General features: G+C 60.1%; 19 protein-coding genes. 7 read left to right on the top strand and 12 right to left on the bottom strand.

The window, feature by feature from the left end; translation table 11 throughout:
- Positions 1-54 precede the first annotated feature (54 nt).
- The gene (locus PSH79_RS16500) at positions 55-1,299 is read left to right on the top strand and encodes an FAD/NAD(P)-binding oxidoreductase (protein WP_305438458.1); all 1,245 of its coding nucleotides are present in this window, start codon (positions 55-57) and stop codon (positions 1,297-1,299) included.
- 9 nt (positions 1,300-1,308) lie between these two features.
- Positions 1,309-2,109 carry a sulfite exporter TauE/SafE family protein gene (locus PSH79_RS16495; protein ID WP_305438457.1) on the top strand — a complete coding sequence of 267 codons (801 nt, stop codon included), beginning with the start codon at positions 1,309-1,311 and terminating at the stop codon, positions 2,107-2,109.
- 48 nt (positions 2,110-2,157) lie between these two features.
- Here the strand turns inward: PSH79_RS16495 and PSH79_RS16490 are convergent, their stop codons facing one another.
- The 7 genes from PSH79_RS16490 to PSH79_RS16460 all read right to left on the bottom strand — a co-directional run bounded on the left by PSH79_RS16490 (position 2,158) and on the right by PSH79_RS16460 (position 9,518).
- Positions 2,158-3,438 (bottom strand): TRAP transporter large permease, encoded by a 1,281-nt coding sequence (locus PSH79_RS16490; RefSeq protein ID WP_305438456.1) that lies wholly within the window; start codon positions 3,436-3,438, stop codon positions 2,158-2,160.
- The gene (locus tag PSH79_RS16485; protein ID WP_305438455.1) at positions 3,438-3,965 is read right to left on the bottom strand and encodes a TRAP transporter small permease; all 528 of its coding nucleotides are present in this window, start codon (positions 3,963-3,965) and stop codon (positions 3,438-3,440) included. Before PSH79_RS16485 ends, PSH79_RS16490 begins: the two co-directional genes overlap by 1 nt.
- 78 nt (positions 3,966-4,043) lie before the next feature.
- On the bottom strand, positions 4,044-5,015 hold the full coding sequence (locus tag PSH79_RS16480; protein ID WP_123535892.1) for a TRAP transporter substrate-binding protein: 972 nt from the start codon (positions 5,013-5,015) through the stop codon (positions 4,044-4,046).
- A gap of 60 nt (positions 5,016-5,075) precedes the next feature.
- Entirely contained in the window at positions 5,076-5,969 is an 894-nt protein-coding gene (locus tag PSH79_RS16475; RefSeq protein ID WP_305438454.1) for an SMP-30/gluconolactonase/LRE family protein, read from the bottom strand.
- 51 nt (positions 5,970-6,020) lie between these two features.
- Complete coding sequence (locus tag PSH79_RS16470; protein ID WP_305438453.1) at positions 6,021-6,845, bottom strand: NAD(P)-dependent oxidoreductase; 825 nt, start codon at positions 6,843-6,845, stop codon at positions 6,021-6,023.
- A 258-nt stretch (positions 6,846-7,103) separates the two neighbouring features.
- Positions 7,104-8,399, bottom strand: a complete 1,296-nt coding sequence (locus tag PSH79_RS16465) for an OprD family porin (RefSeq protein ID WP_305438452.1) — start codon at positions 8,397-8,399, stop codon at positions 7,104-7,106.
- 168 nt (positions 8,400-8,567) lie between these two features.
- On the bottom strand, positions 8,568-9,518 hold the full coding sequence (locus tag PSH79_RS16460) for a polysaccharide deacetylase family protein (RefSeq protein ID WP_305438451.1): 951 nt from the start codon (positions 9,516-9,518) through the stop codon (positions 8,568-8,570).
- A gap of 204 nt (positions 9,519-9,722) precedes the next feature.
- On the opposite strand from PSH79_RS16460, the gene PSH79_RS16455 reads away from it, so the two are divergent.
- Both PSH79_RS16455 and PSH79_RS16450 read left to right on the top strand, forming a co-directional pair.
- Positions 9,723-11,387, top strand: coding sequence for an MFS transporter (locus PSH79_RS16455; protein WP_305438450.1), 1,665 nt, complete (start codon positions 9,723-9,725; stop codon positions 11,385-11,387).
- Positions 11,384-12,526: an HlyD family secretion protein gene (locus PSH79_RS16450; RefSeq protein WP_305438449.1), complete on the top strand. Its 1,143-nt coding sequence runs from the start codon at positions 11,384-11,386 to the stop codon at positions 12,524-12,526. Before PSH79_RS16455 ends, PSH79_RS16450 begins: the two co-directional genes overlap by 4 nt.
- 85 nt (positions 12,527-12,611) lie before the next feature.
- Here PSH79_RS16450 and copD read toward each other — a convergent pair whose 3' ends face one another.
- Together copD and copC are read right to left on the bottom strand one after the other, a co-directional pair.
- Positions 12,612-13,469 (bottom strand): copper homeostasis membrane protein CopD, encoded by an 858-nt coding sequence (gene copD / locus PSH79_RS16445; protein WP_305438448.1) that lies wholly within the window; start codon positions 13,467-13,469, stop codon positions 12,612-12,614.
- 3 nt (positions 13,470-13,472) lie between these two features.
- Positions 13,473-13,835 carry a copper homeostasis periplasmic binding protein CopC gene (gene copC / locus PSH79_RS16440; RefSeq protein WP_305438447.1) on the bottom strand — a complete coding sequence of 121 codons (363 nt, stop codon included), beginning with the start codon at positions 13,833-13,835 and terminating at the stop codon, positions 13,473-13,475.
- A 140-nt stretch (positions 13,836-13,975) separates the two neighbouring features.
- Between copC and PSH79_RS16435 the strand changes: the two genes are divergently transcribed.
- Complete coding sequence (locus PSH79_RS16435; protein WP_095190174.1) at positions 13,976-14,596, top strand: TetR/AcrR family transcriptional regulator; 621 nt, start codon at positions 13,976-13,978, stop codon at positions 14,594-14,596.
- 115 nt (positions 14,597-14,711) lie between these two features.
- Here the strand turns inward: PSH79_RS16435 and preA are convergent, their stop codons facing one another.
- The 3 genes from preA to hydA all read right to left on the bottom strand — a co-directional run bounded on the left by preA (position 14,712) and on the right by hydA (position 18,951).
- Positions 14,712-15,986: an NAD-dependent dihydropyrimidine dehydrogenase subunit PreA gene (preA, locus tag PSH79_RS16430; RefSeq protein ID WP_305438446.1), complete on the bottom strand. Its 1,275-nt coding sequence runs from the start codon at positions 15,984-15,986 to the stop codon at positions 14,712-14,714.
- Positions 15,987-17,354, bottom strand: coding sequence for an NAD(P)-dependent oxidoreductase (locus PSH79_RS16425; RefSeq protein WP_305438445.1), 1,368 nt, complete (start codon positions 17,352-17,354; stop codon positions 15,987-15,989). It abuts the gene before it with no gap.
- 157 nt (positions 17,355-17,511) lie between these two features.
- A complete protein-coding gene (hydA, locus tag PSH79_RS16420; protein ID WP_305438444.1) occupies positions 17,512-18,951 on the bottom strand; it encodes a dihydropyrimidinase in 1,440 nt (479 codons plus the stop codon).
- 623 nt (positions 18,952-19,574) lie between these two features.
- On the opposite strand from hydA, the gene PSH79_RS16415 reads away from it, so the two are divergent.
- On the top strand, positions 19,575-21,059 hold the full coding sequence (locus PSH79_RS16415) for an NCS1 family nucleobase:cation symporter-1 (protein WP_305438443.1): 1,485 nt from the start codon (positions 19,575-19,577) through the stop codon (positions 21,057-21,059).
- Between the two features lie 141 nt (positions 21,060-21,200).
- A complete protein-coding gene (locus tag PSH79_RS16410; RefSeq protein WP_305438442.1) occupies positions 21,201-22,484 on the top strand; it encodes a Zn-dependent hydrolase in 1,284 nt (427 codons plus the stop codon).
- The last annotated feature ends 111 nt before the right edge of the window (positions 22,485-22,595 follow it).

The following is a 22,595-nucleotide window of genomic DNA, read 5'->3' as shown; positions in this document are numbered from 1 at the left end:
TTGGGATTTGTGTTATGGCCGAAAATCCTTGCGTGCAGCCATAAGGAACAAGCAATGAACGATCAACACTGGGGCCCATCCATCAGTGCAGATATCGTGGTCATCGGCGGTGGCACTGCCGGCATCGGCTTCGTCGCCAGTCTGCTCAAGCGCGATCCGCACTTGAAGATCACCGTGATCGAACCCAGTGCCCAGCACTATTATCAACCGGCGTGGACGCTGGTCGGCGGGGGCGCTTACGACGTCAAAGACACCGTAAGGCCGATGAGCAAAGTGATGCCGCGTCAGGCCACCTGGATTCAGGCCGCGGTGACCGCAATCGATCCCGACAATCGCCAACTCACTCTCAACGATCAGCGCACCGTCAGCTACCAAAACCTGATCGTCTGTCCCGGCCTGCGCCTGGCCTGGGAGAAAATCGAAGGCTTGCAGGAAAGCCTCGGCCAGCACGGCGTCACCTCCAACTATAGCTATCAGCACGCGCAATACACTTGGGATCAGGTGCAGAAACTGCGCGGTGGCAAGGCACTGTTCACCCAACCGGCGATGCCGATCAAATGCGCCGGCGCGCCGCAAAAAGCGCTGTATCTGTCCTGCGATTACTGGCGCAAAAGCGGCGTGTTGAACAAGGTCGAGGTCGAGTTCAACCTGGCCGGTGCTGCGCTGTTCGGCGTGGCGACATTCGTCCCGCCACTGATGAAATACATCGAAAAATACAACGCGCGATTGGCCTTCAACTCGAATCTGGTCAAGGTCGACGGCCCGGCGAAAACTGCGTGGTTCGAGGTCAAGGACGCCGACGGCAACGTCAGCCAACAAGCGAAAACCTTTGACCTGCTGCACGTCGTGCCGCCGCAGGTCTCGCCGGATTTCATCGCGCAAAGCCCTTTGGCCGACGCTGCCGGCTGGTGCGAAGTCAATCCGCACAGCCTGCAACATCCGCGTTATCCGCAGGTGTTTGCGCTTGGCGATATCTGTGGCACCAGCAATGCGAAAACCGCGGCGGCCGTGCGCAAGCAAATCGTCGTGGTGGCGGAGAACCTGCTGGCCCTGCGCAAGCAGCAGCCGTTGCCGCTGAAGTACGACGGCTACGGTTCCTGCCCGCTGACGGTAGAAAAGGGCAAGGTGATCCTCGCCGAGTTTGGCTATGCCGGCAAATTGCTGCCGACCTTTCCGCTGGACCCGACCGTACCGCGCCGCTCGGCATGGTTGCTCAAGGCGACGTTGCTGCCGTGGTTCTACTGGAACGGCATGCTCAAGGGCCGCGAGTGGCTGACAAGTCTGTCCAAGGTCGACTGAGAAAACCCTATGTTGCTGGCAAGCCTGTTTGGTGTGGTGATGGGACTGGTTCTCGGCTTGACCGGGGCCGGCGGCGGGATTCTCGCGGTGCCGGCGCTGGTGCTCGGGCTGGGCTGGACGATGACCCAGGCAGCGCCGGTGGCGTTGTTTGCGGTGGGCAGTGCCGCGGCGGTCGGGGCCATCGATGGCTTGCGCCATGGTTTGGTGCGTTATCGCGCGGCGTTGTTGATTGCGGCACTCGGTGCAGTGTTTTCACCGCTGGGGATCTACTTCGCGCATCAGTTGCCCGAGAAGATCCTGATGATGCTGTTCAGCCTGCTTATGGTCATGGTTGCCTGGCGCATGCTGCGGCGTGAGCGTCAGGCGCAAGGCCCGAGTGACCACGGTCACGCCAGTTGGGGGCAGAAGAACTGCATGCTCGATGCAGAGACCGGGCGTTTCGACTGGACCGCCAAATGCACCGCGACTCTGGCAGCCTTGGGCGCGGTCACCGGTGTGGTATCCGGACTGCTCGGTGTCGGCGGTGGTTTCCTGATCGTGCCGGCGTTCAAGCAACTGACCGACGTGCAAATGCGCGGCATCGTTGCCACGTCGCTGATGGTGATCAGTCTGATTTCCGCGATCGGGGTGATCGGCGCGTTTCATGCCGGGGTGCGGATCGACAGTCAGGGCGCCGCGTTCATTGTTGCCAGCGTCGTCGGCATGATCATCGGTCGCAAGCTGTGCGCACGGGTGCCGGCGCGGGCGTTGCAGGTGGGGTTTGCCAGCGTGTGTCTGGTGGTGGCGGGGTATATGTTGTTGCGGGCGTGAGGTTAACCTTGTGGTGAGGGAGCCTGCTCCCTCACCACAGTTACTGCGTTACAACACCAAATGCGGCAACCACAGCGAAATCGCCGGAACGTAGGTCACCAGCATCAACACCAGAAACAGCACCGCATAAAACGGCAGCAGCGCCTTCACGGTGCTTTCGATGCTGACCTTGCCCACCGCCGAACCGACAAACAGCACCGCGCCCACTGGCGGTGTTATCAGTCCGATCCCGAGGTTGACCAGCATGATCATGCCGAACTGCACCGGGTCGACGCCGATGCCGAGAATCACCGGCATCAGGATTGGCGTGAGGATCAGGATCAGCGGCGCCATGTCCATCACCGTGCCGAGCAACAGCAGCATGACGTTGATGCACATCAGGATCACGTAGCGGTTGTCCGACAGGGTCAGGAACAGCGTGGTGATTTTCGCCGGGATCTGCATCAAGGTCATGATGTAGCCAAAACTCGCGGCGAAACCGATCAGGATCATCACGATCGAAATCGTGCGTACTGTGCGGTGCATCAGTTTTGGCAGTTCACTCCACTTGTAATCGCGGTAGATGAACATGGTGACGAAGAATGACCACAGCACGGCAATGGCTGCCGACTCGGTCGCGGTGAAGATCCCGGAGAGGATGCCGCCGAGGATGATCACCATCGCCATCAGCCCCCACAACGCTTCGCCGCAGATTTTCAGGGCTTCACGCAGCGGGATGACTTCACCTTTGGGATAGTCGCGTTTACGCGCAAAGATCAGGCACAACACCATCAGGCACGCGCTCATCAACAGGCCCGGCACCACGCCGGCCATGAACAGCGAGGCGATGGACACCGTGCCGCCAGCCGCCAGCGAGTAGAGCACCGAGTTATGGCTCGGCGGCGTCAGCAAGGCCTGCACCGAACCGCTGACCGTTACCGCCGTGGAGAAATCCCGTGGATAGCCCTTGCGCTCCATTTCCGGAATCAGCACCGAACCCACCGACGCGGTATCGGCCACCGAGGAACCGGAAATCGCCCCGAAAAACGTCGAGGCCATGATGTTGACCAGCGACAGACCGCCCCGCACGAAACCCACCAGCACCCCGGCGAACGCCACCAGCCTGCGTGACATGCCACCTTCGGCCATGATCGCCCCGGCGAGGACGAAGAACGGAATCGCCAGCAGCGAGAACTTGTTCACCCCACCGGCCACCTGAATCATCAGGGCCTGGAACGGAATGTCGATCCACCATGCGCCGATCAGCGCTGACAGCCCTAGAGCGTAAGCGACCGGCATGCCGATCAGGATCAGCGCGATAAAACTGCCCAGCAGAATCAATGCGTCCATCAGGCAGCCCCTTCGCTTTCTTCAACCAGATCGAACCGCACAACCCGACGGTTGCTCTGGTCACCGAGAATGAGTTTTTCCAGCACAAAAATCAGGGTCAAGGCGCCGCCAATCGGGATTGGCATGTAGGTGATACCCACGCGCAGAGTCGGCAGGGCGCTCATGAACTGGTTCCAGGTCGACAGGCAGAGCTTGGTGCCCCAGATGGTCATGAACAGGCAAATGGTGCCCATCAGCAATTGCGAAACGATGCTCATGGTTCTGCGCAGGTTGGGTTGCAAGCGGTCGGTAACCATCGCCACGGCCATGTGCGCGCCGGCACGGTAGCTGGCGGCGGCGCCGATAAAGGTGAACACCATCATCAGCAGGATGGCGGTGGGCTCCGGCCAGCTCGAGCCGGTGCCGAGGGCATAACGGGCAAAAACACCCCAGGGAATAATCAGGGCGATGGCCAGTACGGACAGTCCGGCGACCCAGATGCAAGCCATGTAGATTCGGTCATTGATGCGCAACAGCAAATTCTTCATCGGGTTCCACCGTAACCGGGCCGCGCGGACGTCGAGTGACGCCAGCGCGGCCGGGCCTTTCATTGAGGGCTGGGAGGGTTACTGCACGGCTTCGATGCGCTTGATCAGGTCGGCGTAAGGCGCGCCGTACTTCTCGCGAACCGAGGCTGTGGCCTCGTAGAAGGGTTTCTTGTCGACGGTGATGAACTCGACGCCGGCGGCCTTGAGTTTTTCTTCACTGCTGGCGGATTTCGCATCCCACAGTGCGCGCTCTTCAAGCTGGGCAGCCTTGGCGGCTTTCTTCACCAGCGTCTGTTGGTCGGGGGTGAGTTTTTCCCAGGTGATTTTCGACATCACGATTGGCTCGGGCAGGATCAGATGCCCGGTCAGGCTGTAGAACTTGGCGTTCTGGAAGTGGTTGTGTTCGAGCAGGGTCGGCGGGTTGTTCTCCGCGCCGTCGATCACGCCGGTCTGCAGGGCGCTGAAGATCTCGCCGGTGTCCATGGCGATGCCGTTGCCGCCCATGGCGTTGATGGTCTCGATGAACATCGGGTTGCCTTGCACGCGGATCTTCATGCCTTTGAGGTCTTCGAGTTTGCGCACTGGTTTTTTGGTGTAGATGTTGCGCGTACCACCGTCCATCCACGCCAAGGCCACCAGGCCGAATTCAGAGTTGGTGATCCGGTCGAGAATCGCATCGCCGACTTCGCCATCGATCACCGCGCGCATGTGCGCCTGGTCGCGGAAGATGAATGGCATGTTGAATACGTTCACGTCCGGCACCACCGGGCCGACGATACCCAGGCTGACACGGGTCATCTGGATTGCGCCGACCTGTGCCTGCTCAATCACCTCTTTTTCCGAGCCGAGCACGCCTCCGGGGAAGTACTTGAAGGTGAGGTCGCCATTGGTTTCCTTGGTCAGGGCTTTGCCCATGCTTTGCTCGGCAACCACCGTCGGATAACCGGCGGGGTGGATGTCGGCGAATTTGATTTCCAGCGCCTGAGCGGCACTGCTGAGGGTTAACGCGAGGGGCAAAGCGGCGGCGAGCAACGTGCGTTTGAAGTCCATGGGGGTGTCTCCAGTCTTGTTATTTTTGTGTTCAAGGCACAGCGGTGCAGCAGAGGCGGGTTAAAGCAAATCGTCAAACAAGGGTTCCGGCAGGCCTTTGACGCCGGGTGTCAGCGCGAACACGCCGCCGGCCAGAGACTGCGGATCGTGATCGTCACCGGGGCGAATCGAGGCGACGAACAAGGTGTCCATCCGGCTACCGCCGAAGGCGCACATGGTCGGTTTTTTCACCGGTACCGCCAGCGAGCAATCGAGGCGTCCGTCGGGGGTGAAACGGTGAATGAGACCGGCGTCGTTGGCGCAGATCCAGTAGCAACCGTCGGCATCCACGGCGGCGCCGTCGGGGCGGCCGCTGTAGTGATTCATGTCGACGAACACGCGGCGGTTTGATGGTGTGCCGCTGGCGGTGTCGTAGTCGAACGCCCAGATCAATTGCACGTTGGGGTGCGAGTCGGACAGGTACATCGTCTTGCCGTCGGGACTGAAGCCGAGACCGTTGGGCACGATGAAACCGTCGAGTTGCGCTTCAATCGCACCCGTCTGGCCGGCGCTATACCGATAGAGCCGGCCTTCGGGCGCATTCAAACCCATGTTCAGCACCATACTGCCGGCCCAGAACCGTCCCTGACGATCGCAGCGGCCATCGTTGAGGCGCATGTCGGCGCGGTTGTGTCCAACCGTGGCGAGCAACTCGCAATCGAGACTGCCGTCGTTATGCGGGTGCAGATGGAAGAAACCGCTTTCCATGCCGGCGATCCAGCCGCCCCGGCTGTGCCGGGCAATACAGGCGAGCATTTCAGGCGTTTTCCAGGCGTGGACATGGCCGGTGTCGGCGCTCCAGCGTTGCAGGCCGCCATTGGGAATATCCACCCAATACAGGGCGTTTTCCTGCGCGACCCAGACCGGGCTCTCACCGACCGCGTTGCGGGCGTCGACGATCAATTCGGCTTGCATACTCATTCCCTTGGTTTTTATTGGAGGGGGATCAAGTGGACAGCAGAGCGGTCAGTCGCCGAACGGACCGGCCGCAACGAAAGCACCACCCTGATAGATCCGCGCCGGGTCATCGGCCGCCGGCATCGGCTGCGCTTCGACTTTTTCGCGAAACACTTCCGAGCTGTCTTTGGCTTGGAAACCCAGGTGGCTGGCCAAGCGGTTGTCCCACCACACGTCTTTGTTGTCGGACATGCCGTAGACCACGGTGTGGCCGACGTTCGGGGTGTAGAGCGAGTGTTCGAGCAGTTGGGTGAGGTCGTCGAAGCTCAGCCAGGTGTGCATCATTCGGCGATTCTGGGGTTCGGGGAACGAAGAGCCGATGCGGATGCTGACGGTCTCGATGCCGTAGCGATCGAAATAGAAACTGGCCATGTCTTCGCCGTAAGACTTGGACAAACCGTAGTAACCGTCGGGGCGGCGGGCGGAGCTGGCGTCGAGCTGTTCGTCCTGTTTGTAGAAGCCGATGACGTGGTTGGAACTGGCGAAGATCACCCGTTTCACACCATGGCGGCGTGCAGCCTCATAGATGTGGAATACGCCGCAGATGTTGGCGCCGAGGATTTCCTCGAACGGCCGTTCCACGGATACGCCGCCGAAATGCAGGATGGCATCCACACCTTCAACCAGTTGATGCACGGCCTGTTTGTCGGCGAGGTCGCAGGCGACGATTTCTTCGCGATCATCGATGGCCGGGGTGAGGGCGGCGATGTCTGAAAGTCGCAGCACATTGGCGTAGGGGCGCAGGCGTTCGCGCAGCACTTTGCCCAGGCCACCGGCGGCGCCGGTAAGCAGCAGCCGATTGAATGGCGCGCGTGGAGTAGAGGTAGACGTCATGGCAATCCCTTACACGTATTGTTTTTAGGGTTGTTGTAGGTTGTCGTATGACTGCGCTGAAGTATCGGTAGGGTTTCTGGATCTTGTCAACGCGACTTTTGGTGTAAATGACGGAAGGGCCAGTTCTTGGCTGCATTCGATCCCTTGCAGGAGTGAGCCTGCTCGCGCTAGCGGTGTATCAGTCATCACGATGGCGGCTGACGGGCCGCTATCGCGAGCGGGCTCACTCCTACAGGGGATTTGTGGTGTTGCAGGAACTCACAACAACGAAATCGGATAGCTGATAAAGATCCGGTTCTCATCAAACTCGTTAGTGCTGAAGTCCCGGCGAATCGTCGCGTTACGCCATTTCACATTGAGATTTTTCAATGGCCCGCTCTGTACGGTGTAAGCCAACTCGGATTCGCGGCCCCACTCCTTGCCATCGGTGATGGTTCCGGTGTGGACGTTATCGCCGCTGATGTAGCGGTTCATCATGGTCAGCCCGGGAATGCCGAGCGCGACGAAGTTGTAGTCGTGGCGCAACTGCCAGGAGCGTTCCTTGGCGTTGTCGTAGCTGGCGTTGTAACTGTCGTTGGCCAAGGTGCCGCCGCTGGTGCCGTTGACCCGCATCCAGGCGCTGTCGCCGGTGAGTTTTTGCAGGCCGACGTAGAAGGTGTTGCCGCCGTACTTGGCCGAGAGCATGGCAAACGTGGTCTTGTTGTCGAGTTCGCCGGCCTGGGCGCTGCCGTCTTCCTTGCCGGTGAAGAAACCGAGGTTGGCGCCCAGGGTCCAGTCGCCCAGCGGTTGACTGTGGCTGAGGTTGAAGTACTGCTGCTGGTAGATGTCAGAGAGTTCGGCGTACCACACGCCGACCATCGTGCGCTTGTCGTTGAAGGTGTATTCGCCGCCGCCGAAGTTGAAACGATCCGAGGTGAACGCACCGCGGCCGTTCATCGACATGTCTTCCATGCTCGCGTCGTTGCGCGGGCTGTTGCCGCGGAACTGGCCGCCATAGAGGCTCAGGCCGTTGATCTCGGTGGAGGTGATCTGACCGCCACGAAAGGTCTGGGGCAGGGAGCGGCCATCGTCCGAGCGCAAAATCGGCAGCACTGGCATCCATTCGCCGACTTTCAGTTCGGTCTTGGACACTTTGGCTTTCAGCGCCACACCCATGCGTCCGAAATTGTCAGCGGGCCGCCCGTCATCGTGGATCGGCAGCAATTGCGTGCCACCGGTGCCTTTGCCGCCATCGAGCTTCTGCGAGTACAGCCCCAGGATGTCCAGGCCGAAGCCGGCGGTGCCTTGGGTGAAGCCCGACTTGGCGTCGAGAATAAAGCTTTGCGTCCACTCTTCGGCCTTGCCTTGCGGGTTGGCGGGATTGACGAAGTTGCGGTTGAAGTACGCATTGCGCAGATTCAGCGTGGCTTTGCTGTCTTCGAGAAAGCCTTCGGCATCGGCGCTCATCGGCAAGACCAGGGCAAGGCTGCTGCAGCCGATCAGGCTTAGGGTGGTACGAGGGCGGGTAATGGAGAATCGGGAATGGCGGACGGAATTGCAGACGAGTGTGCTCACTGTGACGCTCCCTTATTGTTCTTGTTTTTATTAGTGTTGTGCGTTGTCGTACAACATTGGGGGCGATATTTACGGAGCTTTCGTGGAAAGTCAACTGGAAGTTATACGATGACTTTTTGGGCCTCGGCAGCCCTCATCAAGGCGTGAAGGGGGCTGCTTTCGGTGCAATCAGTTGTTGTAGAGCGCTTCGCTGTTATCGATCAGCGGGTTTTTCTCGGTCAGTACGATCTGCGCAATTTTATCCTTTCGCATAAAGCTGACTTTCGGGTGCGACTGTGCATAACGGATGAACCGCTCCATCACCTCGACCATCGCCGGTGTACCGCCGATGCGGTCGTGCAGACTCACCGACATCATCCGCCGCTTGTTTGCACCTTCGGCGTAGAGGCGGTCGAATTCCAGCACCAGTTGCTGGTAGAACTGGTCGGCGGAGAAATGCCGGCCCTCGACCAGGACGATATCGTTGTTGCGCAGGGTGTAAGGCACCACTGCGAATTTGGCGCCGCGCACCATCGTCACGAACGGCTCGTCGCGGCTCACATCATCGATGTGATAGGTGAAGTTCAGATCCTGCAGGACTTTCAGGGTGTTCGGGCTGCGCCGCAGCCAGTTGGCGTTGTAGCCGACCGACCTTTGACCGGTGAGTTTTTCCACCGCCGCGACACCATCGCCGATGAACTGTTTTTCCTGCGCGTAACTCATGTTGTAGGAGTCGGCCCAGCGCATGCCGTGGGCGGCCAGTTCATGGCCACGCTCGGCGATTGCCTTGGCCAGTTCCGGGTGTTTCAGCGCGGCTTCGCCGACCACGTGGGAAGTGACTTTGATCCCGGTGCGATCCCACAGATCAAGCATCCGCCACAAGCCTTCCTTGTAGCCGTAATCGAACCAGGTCTGCGCCGGCAGATCCGGATAGCCTTTGGGCAGCGGCGTGCCGGAGAAAGGACTTTCGGCGCCCTCGGGCTGGCCGCCGGTTTCGAACTGCATCGATACCGAGATCACCAGTTGCGAGCCATCGGGCCATGGTCGTTCCTGGGCGAACGCGAGGGCGGGCATTAGAAGGGCGGCAGCCAAGAGGTTTTTGAACAGACGCGGGGAGCGTTGTCGGTGTGCAATGGTCATAACGGTCACCTTGAGGTTTGAGAAGTGGCTCAAGGGTGGCATCCGCTACGCTTGGGAAAAATCCGCTGCGGGCGAGATGACTTTTAAACAAATTTTACGAATCCGGATTTATACCAATCCCCTGTAGGCGTGAGCCTGCAGGGGATATGGGTTTGCAGGACGATTTACGGCAAACTTCAGCAACCTCCAGCTCAAGGCCTTTTAATGGATCGATACGCCCCGCGCGACTGGCAGCCTCACGAGAAGCCCAGTCTGCCCGGTTCCCCCTCGACGCCGCTGCACTCCAACCCCAAGCGCCTGGCTTATGCGCTGGTCGGGTTGCTGGTGGCGTTGACCGGTGGGTTGGGTAATTCGCTAGTGGTCGCCAACCTGATTTATCTGCAAGGCGCGCTCGGCGCCACCACCGCGGAAATGGCCTGGCTGCCGGCGGCGTATGTAATGACCAACGTGTCGATGAACCTGCTGCTGGTGAAGTTTCGCCAACAGTTCGGTTTGCGCGCATTCACCGAGGTGTTTCTGGTGCTGTATGCGCTGGTGACCTTCGGCCATTTGTTCGTCAACGACCTGAACTCGGCAATTGCGGTGCGCGCGGCGCACGGCATGGTCGGCGCCGCATTGAGTTCGCTGGGCTTGTATTACATGGTCCAGGCGTTTCCGGCCAAGTGGCGGCTGAAGGCGTTGGTGCTGGGCCTCGGCGCCTCGCAACTGGCCCTGCCGCTGGCGCGCTTGTTCTCCGAAGACCTGTTGCAGATCGCCGAATGGCGCGGCTTGTACCTGTTCGAATTGGGCATGGCCTTGTTGTCGTTGGGCTGCGTGCTGCTGCTCAAGTTGCCGCCCGGTGACCGCTTCAAAACCTTCGAACCGCTGGACTTTCTCACCTTCGCGATTCTCGCCAGCGGCGTGGCACTGCTTTGCGCGGTGTTGTCGCTGGGACGGATCGATTGGTGGCTGGAAGCAAACTGGATCGGCTATGCGCTGGCGGGCTCGATTGCCCTGATCCTCGCGGGCCTGGCGATCGAGCACAATCGCAGCAACCCGATGCTGATGACCCGCTGGCTCGGCAGTGGCACGATGATCCGCTTGGCGCTGGCGGTGACTCTGATTCGTATGGTCACTTCGGAACAATCCACCGGCGCCGTCGGGTTCATGCAGAACCTGAACATGGGTTATGAGCAGTTGCACAGCCTGTACGTGGTGATGCTGATCGGCAGCATCGCCGGGTTGGCGACCAGCGCGCTGACCATCGACCCCAAACACCTGCTGATGCCGCTGATCATCTCGCTGGCGTTGATGGCGACCGGCTCGGTGATGGACAGTTTTTCCAACAACCTGACCCGCCCGGCGAACCTCTATTTCAGTCAGTTCCTGCTGGCCTTCGGCAGCACGTTTTTTCTGGGGCCGACCATGGTTTTCGGCACCCGCAATGTGCTGACCAATCCGCGTAATCTGGTGAGTTTTTCGGTGTTATTCGGGATCTGCAACAACCTTGGCGGCTTGCTCGGCGCGGCGTTGTTGGGCACGTTCCAGATCGTGCGAGAAAAATTCCACTCCAGTCATCTGGTCGAACACCTGACGCTGTCCGATCCGTTGGTTGCCGCCCGTGTTCAGAGTGGCGGTTCGGCCTATGGCTCCTTGCTGGCCGACCCGAGCTTGCGCAATCTGGCCGGGATTCGCAGCCTGTCGAATGCCGCGACTCGCGAAGCCAACGTGCTGGCCTATAACGATGTATTCATGCTGATCGCCGTGATCGCGGTACTGACCATGATCTGGCTGTCCATTCGCGCGCTGTGGCTGATGAGCACCACCAAAGCCGTCGCCGCTACCCCCGTTCAGCCTTCCGTAACTAACAGCGGTGCCACTTCTTCATGACCGAACCGACCACCACAACGACCAACGCCATCGCCGCCACACCCGAGGGTGTCGCGCCGCCGTCTTCACCGAATACCGAGCCACGCTCGCTGCGGGTGCGGATTATCTCGTCGCTGGGTTTTGCCGCGATTGCCATCGTCGGCGTGCTGATCGTGCTCTACGCCTGGCAACTGCCACCGTTCAGCAGCGCCGTCGAAACCACCGAAAACGCCTTGGTGCGCGGGCAGGTGACGATCATCGGCCCGCAGCTTGCCGGGTATGTCTATGAAGTGCCGGTGCAGGATTTCCAGTTCGTGAAAGCCGGTGATTTGCTGGTGCGTTTGGACGACCGCATCTACCAGCAGCGCCTCGACCAGTCGCTGGCGCAACTGGCTGTGCAGAAAGCCGCATTGGCCAACGTAGTGCAGCAACGCAACAGCGCCGAAGCAACGATCAAATTGCGTCAGGCGGTTGTTGCCGACAGCGAAGCGCAGTTACGCAAAAGCGAAGCGGATCTGCGGCGTAACAAGGAGCTGGTGAGCGACGGTTCGGTGTCCAAACGCGAGATGGACGTGGCGCTGGCGGCCAATGCGCAAAGCGTTGCTGCGGTGGCGCAGGCCAAGGCCAATCTGGAAATCGCCCGTCAGGACCTGCAAACAGTGATCGTCAATCGCGGTTCGCTGGAGGCGGCGGTGGCCAGCGCCGAAGCGGCGGTTCAACTGGCGCGGATCGACTTGTCCAACACGCGAATTGTTGCCCCACGTGATGGCCAACTCGGGCAGATCGGCGTGCGCCTCGGCGCCTACGTCAACTCCGGGGCGCAGTTGATGGCGCTGGTGCCAAACCAGAAATGGGTGATCGCCAACATGAAGGAAACCCAGATGGACAACGTGCGGGTCGGGCAGCCGGTGCGATTCACCGTCGATGCGTTGAACCACCGTAAATTCACCGGGCATGTGCAGCATATTTCGCCGGGCACCGGTTCGGAATTTGCCTTGCTGCAGGCGGATAACGCCACCGGCAACTTCGTCAAAATCGCCCAGCGGGTGCCGGTGCGGATCACGATTGATCCGGATCAGCAGGAAGAGGAACGACTGCGGCCGGGGATGTCGGTGGTGGTGAGTATCGATACGGCGGCGGGCGATACCCAACCACATTAAGATCAAAAGATCGCAGCCTTCGGCAGCTCCTACATTGAAATGCAATCCCCTGTAGGAGCTGCCGAAGGCTGCGATCTTTTGCTTTTCAGGCTGTGATCATCGGTGGCAGTGTGCCGAGCAGTGAAACGGCAGCGACAGCGCCAATCCCGAGCAACCACTCCATCAGCACACTGCGCTTGAGCGCGCCTGTGCGTTGTTCGCAATCGTCGATCCGCAGTCTGTTGAACAGCGCCAGCCCGAGCATCCCCAGCACGATCATCGCCTTGATCAACAGAATCAGCGCAAACCCCGTGAAGAGCGGTGTCGGCCACCACTGACTGGTCAGCACGCGAACGTTGATCAACCCGGTGATCAGCAGGCCCGCAACCAGCGCATAGCCGATCCCGCTGAAGCGTCGCAGAATCTCGCGCATTGGTTCATTCGGCTCGCGCAGAATCATCACCAGCAGCAACAACCCGCCAAGCCACGCCGCCACGCAGGTCAGGTGGACGATCTGGTTGAGGATCAGCAGTTGGCCGCTGAGACCATCCAGCATCGCGCCATGCCCGACCGGCGCCAGTGTCGCCAACAGCAGCGCGCTCAGGCCCAGGCGTAGCGGCAGGTTCGAACGCCATGGCGTAAACAGCAACGCCAGCAACACTGCGTTGATCAACAGATGCCAGCGCCAGACCTGACCAAAAAACGTATTGCCCAGCACCAGCGCAACCGTGTCCGGATCAAACGCTGCCGCTGCCGAACCGGCCATGCTCGCGGTGATCAGCAACGCCCAACTGATGCCACTTATCATCGCAACGGCAGCCAGCCACCGGGCAAGCTGCGCGATACGCAGGTCCAGCGCCTGCGCTTCACTCTTGAGCAACAGCGGCCGGAACAGCCAGATGCCGAACAGCAGCAACACCACGGTGAAATGCAGAAACCGGCACAGCACCAGCGCTTCACTCATGAATTACTGGCCAACCTTGAACTGATAGGCGCCTTCGCTTTTGTGCGTGTCGACCGATACCGCATGCCATTCGACTTTGTATTCACCTGCACTTAATGGCGCGGCTGGCGTAACGATGAGGACTTTCTTGTCGCTTTCGGTGGTCAATGGTTTGACCGCAACCGGAGCGCCATCGTGAGTCAGGATGACTTTGGTGAAACTGGCTTCCACGCCTTCGGAGAACGTCAGGCGCAAATCGGCCGGTGCCGCGACGGAGCTATCAGCCGCCGGGGTCTGGCTTTTCAGGTGGGCGTGGGCAAATACCGAGGAAGCGGCGAACAGCGAGGCGAGCAGGGCAGTGGTGGTCAGGACATTCTTGAACAGCATCGCGGGTACCTCTGAGGCAGGATCGAAGAAGCCGCCAGTTTAGCCATCCGTCCTTGCCGGTACGAAGTTTTGTTTTCAGCGGTCGCCTCGGTGATAGAGCGGGTGCTAGTCTTCAACAACGTTGTTGTCAGGGAGCCCACATGGGCAATCACAAGATCGAGATTCGTCGCAGTAACGTCGAAAAAATTCTCCTCGCCGCGGAAAAGGTTTTCGCCGAAAAAGGCTTCGGCAGCACCGCCATGGCCGACATCGCTGCCGAAGTGCAACTGCCGCGCTCCAACCTGCATTACTACTTTTCAACCAAGAGCGAGCTGTACAGCGCGGTGCTGTTCGATCTGCTGGAAGTGTGGAAACAGGACGCGCTGTGCTTCGAGATGTTCGACGATCCGCGTGTGGTGCTGAGCAGCTACATCCGCGCCAAGATGAACCACTCGCGCAGCCGGCCGTACGGCTCGAAAGTCTGGGCCAATGAAATCATTCATGGCGCGCCGACGTTGGGCGAGGCGCTGGATGTCAGCCTGTATGACTGGGCGAAGATGAAGGAAGCGAAGATCCGCCAGTGGGTCGAGGACAAGCGCATCCTGCCGGTTGAGCCGTCGAGCCTGCTGTACATGATCTGGGCCTCGACCCAGCACTACGCCGACTTCGATCATCAGGTGAATATCTTGAATGATCACCAGCCGTTGTCGGACATGCAGTTCGAGCGGGCGGTGCAGACGGTGACCAGTGTGATTTTGCGCGGGATCGGTCTGGAACCTTGAGTCTTGTGGTGACCGGGCTGGCCTCTTCGCGAGCAGGCTCGCTCCCACAGGGAAATGCATTCCAAATGTGGGAGCGAGCCTGCTCGCGAAAGCGTTGGTTCAGAGGCCGTCGACCTCAAGGGCTGACGTGGTAAGGATTCCGCGGATCATGATTCCAGTCCAGAAACGGCTTGCCCGTTTCCATCGGCACCATTTCGATGCAATCCGCCACCGGACAGGTGATCTGGCACAAATTGCAGCCCACACATTCATCATCAATCACTTCATATTTATGCGTCCCATCCGCCTGCCGCAGACTGCTGATCGCCTGATGTGAAGTGTCCTCGCAGGCAATGTGGCAGCGCCCGCAACCGATGCACGCCTCCTGATCAATCTTCGCGATGACCTGATAGTTGATGTCGAGATACTTCCAGTCCGTGGTGTTGCCCACCGCGCGTCCCGAGAACTCGGCGATGTTGGCGTAGCCCTGACTGTCCATCCACCGTGACAAGCCGTCCTTCATCTCCTCGACAATACGGAAGCCATGCAGCATCGCCGCCGTGCACACCTGCACCGCGCCGCTGCCCAGTGCCATGAATTCCGCCGCATCGCGCCAACTGCCGATGCCGCCGATCCCGCAGATCGGTAAACCTTGGGTCTGCGGATCACGAGCGATTTCCGCGACCATGTTCAGCGCAATCGGTTTGACCGCTGAACCGCAGTAACCGCCGTGGGTGCTTTTGCTGCCGACGGTGGGCAGGGCAACCATGTGTTCCAGGTCGACGCTGGTGATCGAGTTGATGGTGTTGATCAGCGACACTGCATCGGCACCACCGCGATGGGCGGCGCGGGCGGCGACGCGGATGTCGGTGATGTTCGGCGTCAGTTTGACGATCACCGGCAACGAGCAGTAGGTCTTGCACCAGCGCGTCACCTGCTCGACGTACTCAGGTACCTGGCCGACCGCCGCGCCCATACCGCGTTCGGGCATGCCGTGGGGGCAGCCGAAATTCAGCTCGATGCCGTCGGCACCCGTGGCTTCCACCAGCGGCAGGATGTGTTTCCACGATTCTTCGACGCACGGCACCATCAGCGAAACGATGAGGGCGCGATCCGGCCAATCCTTTTTCACCTGGGTGATTTCACGCAGGTTGATCTCCAGCGAGCGGTCGGTAATCAGCTCAATGTTGTTGATGCCCAGCACTTCCCGGTTGTTGCCGTAGTGCGCCGAGTAACGCGACGAGACGTTGACCGCCGCCGGGTCTTCACCGAGGGTTTTCCAGACCACACCGCCCCAGCCCGCCTCGAAGGCACGAACCACGTTGTAGGCCTTGTCGGTCGGCGGCGCGGACGCCAGCCAGAACGGGTTAGGCGCTTTGATGCCGGCGAAGACTATCGAGAGATCGGCCATTTATGCAGCCTCCACGTTGAGCATCAGTTGAGCGTTAATGGCCTCGGCGGCCAGTTTGCCGTGCTGCACCGCTTGCACGGTGAGATCCTGATCGAGGCTGGTGCAATCACCACCGGCGTACACGCCGGGGATGCTGGTGTGCAGGTTTTCGTCGACCTGAATCCGTTCGCCCTGACGCTTGAGTTCGCGGGCCAACGGGTCGGCGAGGACGCTGTCATCGAAGGCCTGGCCGATGGCTTTGAAGATCGCATCAGCGGCCAGTTCGAAAGTTTCCCCGGTGGTTTGCAGGCGACCCTCGACCAGATCGGTGCGGGCGAAACGCATGCCGCGCACCTTGCCTTGATCGTCGAGCAAAACCTCCTCCGGTTGCGCCCAGGTCAGCAGGCGTACCTGATTGGCCTTGGCGATGTCTTGTTCGTGGCCGGTTGCGCCCATGTCCGCGGCGCCGCGGCGATACACCAGATTCACATCACGGGCACCGAGGCGAGCCATTTGCACGGCCATGTCGATCGCCGTGTTGCCGGCACCGAGGACGATGCAGCGCTCGGCCAATGGCAGTTGGGTGAGGTCATCGGCCTGGCGCAGTTCGCGGATGTAGTCGGTGGCGGCGAGCAGGCCGGGGGCGTCTTCGTGGGCCAGGCCGAGCTGTTTGCTGGCATTGAGGCCGAGGCCGAGGAACACCGCGTCGAACTGTTGATGCAGTTCGCTGAGGGTCAGGTTGTCGCCGAGTTTTTGCCCGTGACGGATTTCGATACCACCGATTTGCAGGAGGAAATCCAGTTCCTTCTGCGCGTAGTCATCGACCAGTTTGTACTTGGCGATCCCGTATTCGTTGAGGCCGCCAGCCTTGTCCCGCGCTTCGAAAATCACCACGTCGTGGCCGTGCATGGCGCTGCGGTGCGCGCAGGACAGACCCGCCGGGCCGGCACCGACCACGGCAATGCGTTTGCCGGTGGCGGCGGCGCGCTGGAACGGGTGTTCAGTGAAATTCGCGTTGTCCACGGCGTAGCGCTGCAACAGGCCGATCAACACCGGCGCGCATTCCTGAGCGTTGTTGCGCACGCAGGCTTGCTGGCAAAGGATTTCAGTGGGACAGACTCGCGCGCAACTGCCGCCAAGGATGTTCGCCGACAGGATTTTCTGCGCCGCACCGGGCACGTTGTCCTGATGGATATTGCGGATGAACGAAGGGATGTCGATCTCGCTCGGGCACGCATTGACGCACGGCGCGTCGTAGCAATACAGGCAGCGCGAGGCTTCCAGATGCGCCTGTCGGGCGTTGAGCGGCGGCGCCAGATCGGTGAAATGGCCGGCGAGGGCGGCCGCACTTTCGTGCGGGTGCGGGAGATGGTTCAGGGTCTCGATCACGGTTTTTTGCCTCACGGTTATTGAGGTGCTCTGCCTCTGATGGGCAGTGGTTTTTGTGTCGTTAGGGAGGGCCTCTTCGCGAGCAGGCTCGCTCCCACAGGGGAATGCATTTCAAATGTGGGAGCGAGCCTGCTCGCGAAGGCCGAAGGCCTGGATTTCAGCGTTTCACAGCAGTGGGCTTGTGCAATTGCGCCCGCTTGCTCAGCAAATCAAACACCGCCGGATACGCCGGCCGTTCGATATACCTTCCGGCCCCGCGCTCGGCACGCAGGTCGCCATCGGCCCAGACCACGCGGCCCTGGCTGACGGTGTGGCTCGGCACGCCGCGCACGGTCTTGCCTTCGAAGATGTTGAAGTCCACCTGCTGATGGTGGGTCTTGGCGGAAATCGTGCGGGTGCCTTGCGGGTCCCACAGCACCAGATCGGCATCGGCGCCGACCCGGATCGCACCCTTGCGCGGATAGAGGTTGAAGATTTTTGCGGTGTTGGTGGAGGTGAGGGCGACGAAGTCCTGCATCGACAAACGCCCACTGTTCACGCCTTCATCCCACAGCACCGCCATGCGGTCTTCGATGCCGGCTGTGCCGTTGGGAATCTTGCTGAAGTCATCGCGGCCGGCGGCTTTTTGCTCAGCGCAGAAGCAGCAGTGATCGGTCGCGGTGGTATGCAGATTGCCGTTTTGCAAACCGTGCCACAGCGCCTCTTGATGCCCGCGCGGGCGGAACGGCGGGCTCATCACGTAACCGGCGGCGGTCTGCCAGTCCGGGTGTTGGTAGACGCTGTCATCGAGCAGCAGGTGTCCGGCCAGGACTTCGCCGTACACCGGTTGACCCTTGCTGCGCGCATAGGTGATTTCGTCCAGCGCCTCCTTGGTCGAAACGTGTACCAGATACAGCGGCGTACCAATGGTTTCGGCAATCCGAATGGCCCGGCTCGCCGCTTCGCCTTCGACCTGCGAAGGACGCGACAGCGGATGTGCTTCCGGCCCGGTGATGCCCTGGGCCATCAATTTGCGTTGCAGGTGGTAAACCAGTTCGCCGTTTTCCGCATGCACGGTCGGTACCGCGCCGAGTTCAAGGCAGCGCTCGAAGCTCGCTACCAGCGTGTCGTCGGCGGCCATGATCGCGTTCTTGTAGGCCATGAAGTGCTTGAAGCTGTTGATGCCGTGATGGCTGACCAGTTCGGCCATTTCCTCGCGCACCTGTTCGCTCCACCAAGTGATAGCGACATGGAAGCCATAGTCGGAAGCTGACTTTTCCGCCCAGCCGCGCCACTGATGAAACGCTTCCATCAACGACTGCTGCGGATTGGGAATCACGAAGTCGATGATCGACGTGGTGCCACCGGCCAGACCCGCAGCAGTGCCGCTGTAGAAGTCTTCGCTGGCCACGGTGCCCATGAACGGGAGTTGCATATGGGTGTGTGGATCGATGCCGCCAGGCATCAGGTATTGACCGCTGCCGTCGAGCACTTCGGCACCGGCGGGAATATCGAGGTTTTCACCAATGGCTTTGATCACGCCGTCGGCGCAATAGACGTCGGCGCGATAACTTTCATCATGGGTAACAACGGTGGCGCCACGGATCAACAGAGACATTCCGAGTTCCTCGCAGGCATGACCGACTTGTGCCGGTTCTAAATGTTTTATTGATGTACGGCGGTGAAGGGCGTATTCCTGTCATCGCTGTCAGGAATAGAAACTAGTCGCAGTTTTGCAATAGATCAAGATTATTTTTTATAAGCTTATGACTGTTTTAAGCTATTGAAAAATAAAGATAAAAAATGAAAATCACCAAAATGGTGAGGCTGCTCACCATTTTGACGCACTTGACAGGATGGAAATATGAGCAAGATTTCCTATGTGAAATCAGCCGCTTGAAGTTGAGCTGCGGTTGATCGCCAAGGAAGAAAAAAAGTGCAGTGCACCAGTTTGAGTCCTGACAGTTCGGACAACTTGCCCGGCGTTTAGCCTGAGCGTTCAGACAAGTTTTCGAGGACTCACCCGGTAAATAATTAAAACTGATAAATATCAGAAAGTTGCAAAGCGTTTAAAGCACGGCCCGAGCGTTGAGCGGGGCACCCGGCACGTTTATTGATGCCGCCGCTGACACCATGGCCGGTGCATGAAAGTTGTCAGTTCCTCCGGCCATCGTCCGGCTCGCACCGTCATGTGCAGCCGCCTGATGAGCAAAAAATAATCAGAAGAACAGTGGAGCGGCCATGCAACAGATCAGATCGCAAGTGACCGAGCGCGACGGCTTGTTCGAGCTTGAAGCCGGCAGCGACGTCCTCGACAGTCCCCGTTACAACCACGACATGGCACCGACCAAGGTGCACGAACGAACCTGGAACAAATGGCACATCACCGCGCTGTGGGTCGGCATGTCGATCTGCGTGCCGACCTACACCCTCGGCGGTGTGCTGACGGCCTACTTCGGCCTGTCCGTCGGCGAGGCGCTTCTGGCGATTCTGTTTGCCAACATCATCGTCCTGATTCCCCTGACGCTTAATGCCTTTCCCGGCACCAAGTACGGCATTCCCTTCCCGGTACTGCTGCGCTCTTCGTTCGGCATTCTGGGTTCCAATGTGCCGTGCCTGATTCGCGCGCTGGTGGCGTGTGGCTGGTTCGGCATTCAGACCATGTTTGGCGGCCTGGCGATTCACCTGTTTCTCGGCTCGGTATTCGAGGGCTGGAAATCCCTTGGCGGCACGGGGGAGGTGATTGGCTTCATGATTTTCTGGGCGCTGAACCTGTGGGTGGTGATTCGCGGCGCCGAGTCGATCAAGTGGTTGGAAACCCTGTCCGCGCCGTTGCTGGTGGCGGTTGGCATCGGACTTTTGGTGTGGGCGATGCCCAATGTGTCGATGACCGAGTTGCTGGCGATCCCGCCGAAACGTCCTGAAGGCGCCAGCGTGGTCAGTTACTTCGCCGCCGGACTGACGGCGATGGTCGGCTTCTGGGCCACGCTGTCGCTGAACATTCCTGACTTCAGCCGTTATGCCAAAAGCCAGAAGGATCAGATCCTCGGGCAGATTTTCGGCCTGCCGCTGACCATGTTTCTCTTCGCCTCCCTCGGCGTGATCATGACCGCGGCATCGGTGAAACTGGTCGGCGTGACGGTCTCTGATCCGGTCACGTTGATTGGCCATATCCAGAGCCCGGTGTGGGTTGCGGTGGCGATGGCGCTGATCATCATCGCCACGCTATCCACCAACACCGCGGCCAACATTGTGTCGCCGACCAACGACTTCCAGAACATCGCGCCCAAGGTCATCAACCGCACCAAAGCCGTGCTGCTGACCGGGTTGGTCGGGTTGGTGCTGATGGGGCATGAGCTACTGAAAAAGCTCGGGTTGATCGTCTCCGATGTCAGCCTGGAAACCGTGTATTCGAATTGGCTGCTGGGTTATTCGAGTCTGCTCGGGCCGATTGCCGGGATCATGGTGGTCGACTATTTCCTGATCAAGAAACAGCAACTGGACCTCGCCGGGTTGTACCGCGACGACGTCTATCCGGCGTGGAACTGGGCCGGTTTTCTCGCGTTCGGCGTTCCGGTGGTGTTGACCCTGCTGTCGCTGGGTAGCGATGCGTTCAGTTGGTTCTACAGCTATGGCTGGTTTACCGGCTCGGCGCTGGGCGGGGTGATTTATTACGTGTTGTGCGTGATGCGCGCGCAGCCTTCGGTCGTGAAATCAGCGGTGTAAGGGCGGGCCTCATCGCGAGCATGCTCACTTCTACGATTGGAATGCGTTCCCCTGTAGGAGTGAGCCTGCTCGCGATAGCGGTCTCCAGATCACTAAAAAATGCCTGAAGAAACTCATAAGAAACAGCCTGAGGAGATCCCCATGAACGCAGCCGTAGACGTTCTGCAATCGACCCATCAGCACATCAACCGTGATCGCCTCTGGGCGTCGCTGATGGAACTGGCCAAACTTGGTGCCACGGTCAAGGGCGGGGTCTGTCGCCTGGCCCTGACCGACCTCGACCGCCAGGCCCGCGACCTGTTCGTGCAATGGTGCAAGGACGCCGGCTGCAGCGTCACGATCGACGCAGTCGGTAACATCTTCGCCCGTCGGCCCGGGCGCAATCCGAATCTGCCCCCGGTGATGACCGGCAGCCACATCGACACCCAGCCCACCGGCGGCAAATTCGACGGCTGCTTCGGCGTACTGGCCGGCGTTGAAGTGCTGCGCACCCTCAATGACCTCGGCGTGGAAACCGAAGCGCCGCTGGAAGTGGTGGTCTGGACCAACGAAGAAGGCTCGCGTTTCGCCCCGTGCATGATGGGCTCCGGGGTGTTCGCGGAAAAATTTACCCTCGAAGAAACCCTCGCCAAAGTCGATGCCGATGGCGTCACCGTCGGTGAAGCGCTCAACGCCATCGGCTATGCCGGCCCGCGTAAAGTCAGCGGGCACAAGGTCGGCGCTTATTTTGAGGCGCACATCGAGCAAGGCCCGATCCTCGAAGACGAACAGAAAACCATCGGCGTGGTGCTCGGCGCATTGGGGCAGAAGTGGTTCGACCTCAAGCTGCGCGGCGTCGAAGCCCATGCCGGCCCGACCCCGATGCACCTGCGCAAAGACGCCCTGGTCGGCGCTTCGGTGATCGTCGGCGCCGTCAACCGCGCCGCCCTCGGCCATCAACCCCATGCCTGCGGCACCGTTGGTTGCCTGCAAGCCTATCCCGGTTCGCGCAACGTCATCCCCGGTGAGGTGCGCATGACCCTCGACTTCCGCCATCTGGAACCGGCACGCCTCGACTCGATGATTGCCGAGGTGAAGCAAGTCATCGACGCCACGTGTGAAGAACATGGCCTGACCTACGAACTGACGCCTACTGCTGACTTCCCGCCGCTGTACTTCGAAAAAGGCTGTGTCGAAGCCGTGCGCGGCGCCGCGAAAGGCCTGGGCCTGTCGAACATGGACATCGTCAGCGGCGCCGGCCACGACGCAATCTTCCTCGCCGAGCTCGGCCCTGCCGGCATGATCTTCGTGCCGTGCGAGGGCGGCATCAGCCACAACGAAATCGAAAACGCCGCGCCGGATGATCTGGCGGCGGGGTGTGCGGTGTTGTTGCGGGCGATGCTGGCGGCTTCGGCAATGGTCGCGGGAGGGCAGCGGGCGGCTTGAAGATCAAAAGATCGCAGCCTGCGGCAGCTCCTACACGGGATGTGTGTTTCCTCTGTAGGAGCTGCCGCAGGCTGCGATCTTTTTGCTGTCACCCAACTGTAATGAATCCGT

Origin of the sequence: Pseudomonas sp. FP2196 (genome assembly GCF_030687715.1) — a bacterium.
Classification (GTDB): domain Bacteria; phylum Pseudomonadota; class Gammaproteobacteria; order Pseudomonadales; family Pseudomonadaceae; genus Aquipseudomonas.
This window is presented reverse-complemented; position numbering and strand designations above follow the sequence as displayed.

Excerpts from the sequence above, each read along its gene's own strand:
- PSH79_RS16500 (WP_305438458.1), top strand. The coding sequence starts at position 55 with ATGAACGATCAACACTGGGGCCCATCCATCAGTGCAGATATCGTGGTC.
- PSH79_RS16495 (WP_305438457.1), top strand. The coding sequence starts at position 1,309 with ATGTTGCTGGCAAGCCTGTTTGGTGTGGTGATGGGACTGGTTCTCGGC.
- PSH79_RS16490 (WP_305438456.1), bottom strand. The coding sequence starts at position 3,438 with ATGGACGCATTGATTCTGCTGGGCAGTTTTATCGCGCTGATCCTGATC.
- PSH79_RS16485 (WP_305438455.1), bottom strand. The coding sequence starts at position 3,965 with ATGAAGAATTTGCTGTTGCGCATCAATGACCGAATCTACATGGCTTGC.
- PSH79_RS16480 (WP_123535892.1), bottom strand. The coding sequence starts at position 5,015 with ATGGACTTCAAACGCACGTTGCTCGCCGCCGCTTTGCCCCTCGCGTTA.
- PSH79_RS16475 (WP_305438454.1), bottom strand. The coding sequence starts at position 5,969 with ATGCAAGCCGAATTGATCGTCGACGCCCGCAACGCGGTCGGTGAGAGC.
- PSH79_RS16470 (WP_305438453.1), bottom strand. The coding sequence starts at position 6,845 with ATGACGTCTACCTCTACTCCACGCGCGCCATTCAATCGGCTGCTGCTT.
- PSH79_RS16460 (WP_305438451.1), bottom strand. The coding sequence starts at position 9,518 with ATGACCATTGCACACCGACAACGCTCCCCGCGTCTGTTCAAAAACCTC.
- PSH79_RS16455 (WP_305438450.1), top strand. The coding sequence starts at position 9,723 with ATGGATCGATACGCCCCGCGCGACTGGCAGCCTCACGAGAAGCCCAGT.
- PSH79_RS16450 (WP_305438449.1), top strand. The coding sequence starts at position 11,384 with ATGACCGAACCGACCACCACAACGACCAACGCCATCGCCGCCACACCC.
- copD (WP_305438448.1), bottom strand. The coding sequence starts at position 13,469 with ATGAGTGAAGCGCTGGTGCTGTGCCGGTTTCTGCATTTCACCGTGGTG.
- copC (WP_305438447.1), bottom strand. The coding sequence starts at position 13,835 with ATGCTGTTCAAGAATGTCCTGACCACCACTGCCCTGCTCGCCTCGCTG.
- PSH79_RS16435 (WP_095190174.1), top strand. The coding sequence starts at position 13,976 with ATGGGCAATCACAAGATCGAGATTCGTCGCAGTAACGTCGAAAAAATT.
- preA (WP_305438446.1), bottom strand. The coding sequence starts at position 15,986 with ATGGCCGATCTCTCGATAGTCTTCGCCGGCATCAAAGCGCCTAACCCG.
- hydA (WP_305438444.1), bottom strand. The coding sequence starts at position 18,951 with ATGTCTCTGTTGATCCGTGGCGCCACCGTTGTTACCCATGATGAAAGT.
- PSH79_RS16415 (WP_305438443.1), top strand. The coding sequence starts at position 19,575 with ATGCAACAGATCAGATCGCAAGTGACCGAGCGCGACGGCTTGTTCGAG.
- PSH79_RS16410 (WP_305438442.1), top strand. The coding sequence starts at position 21,201 with ATGAACGCAGCCGTAGACGTTCTGCAATCGACCCATCAGCACATCAAC.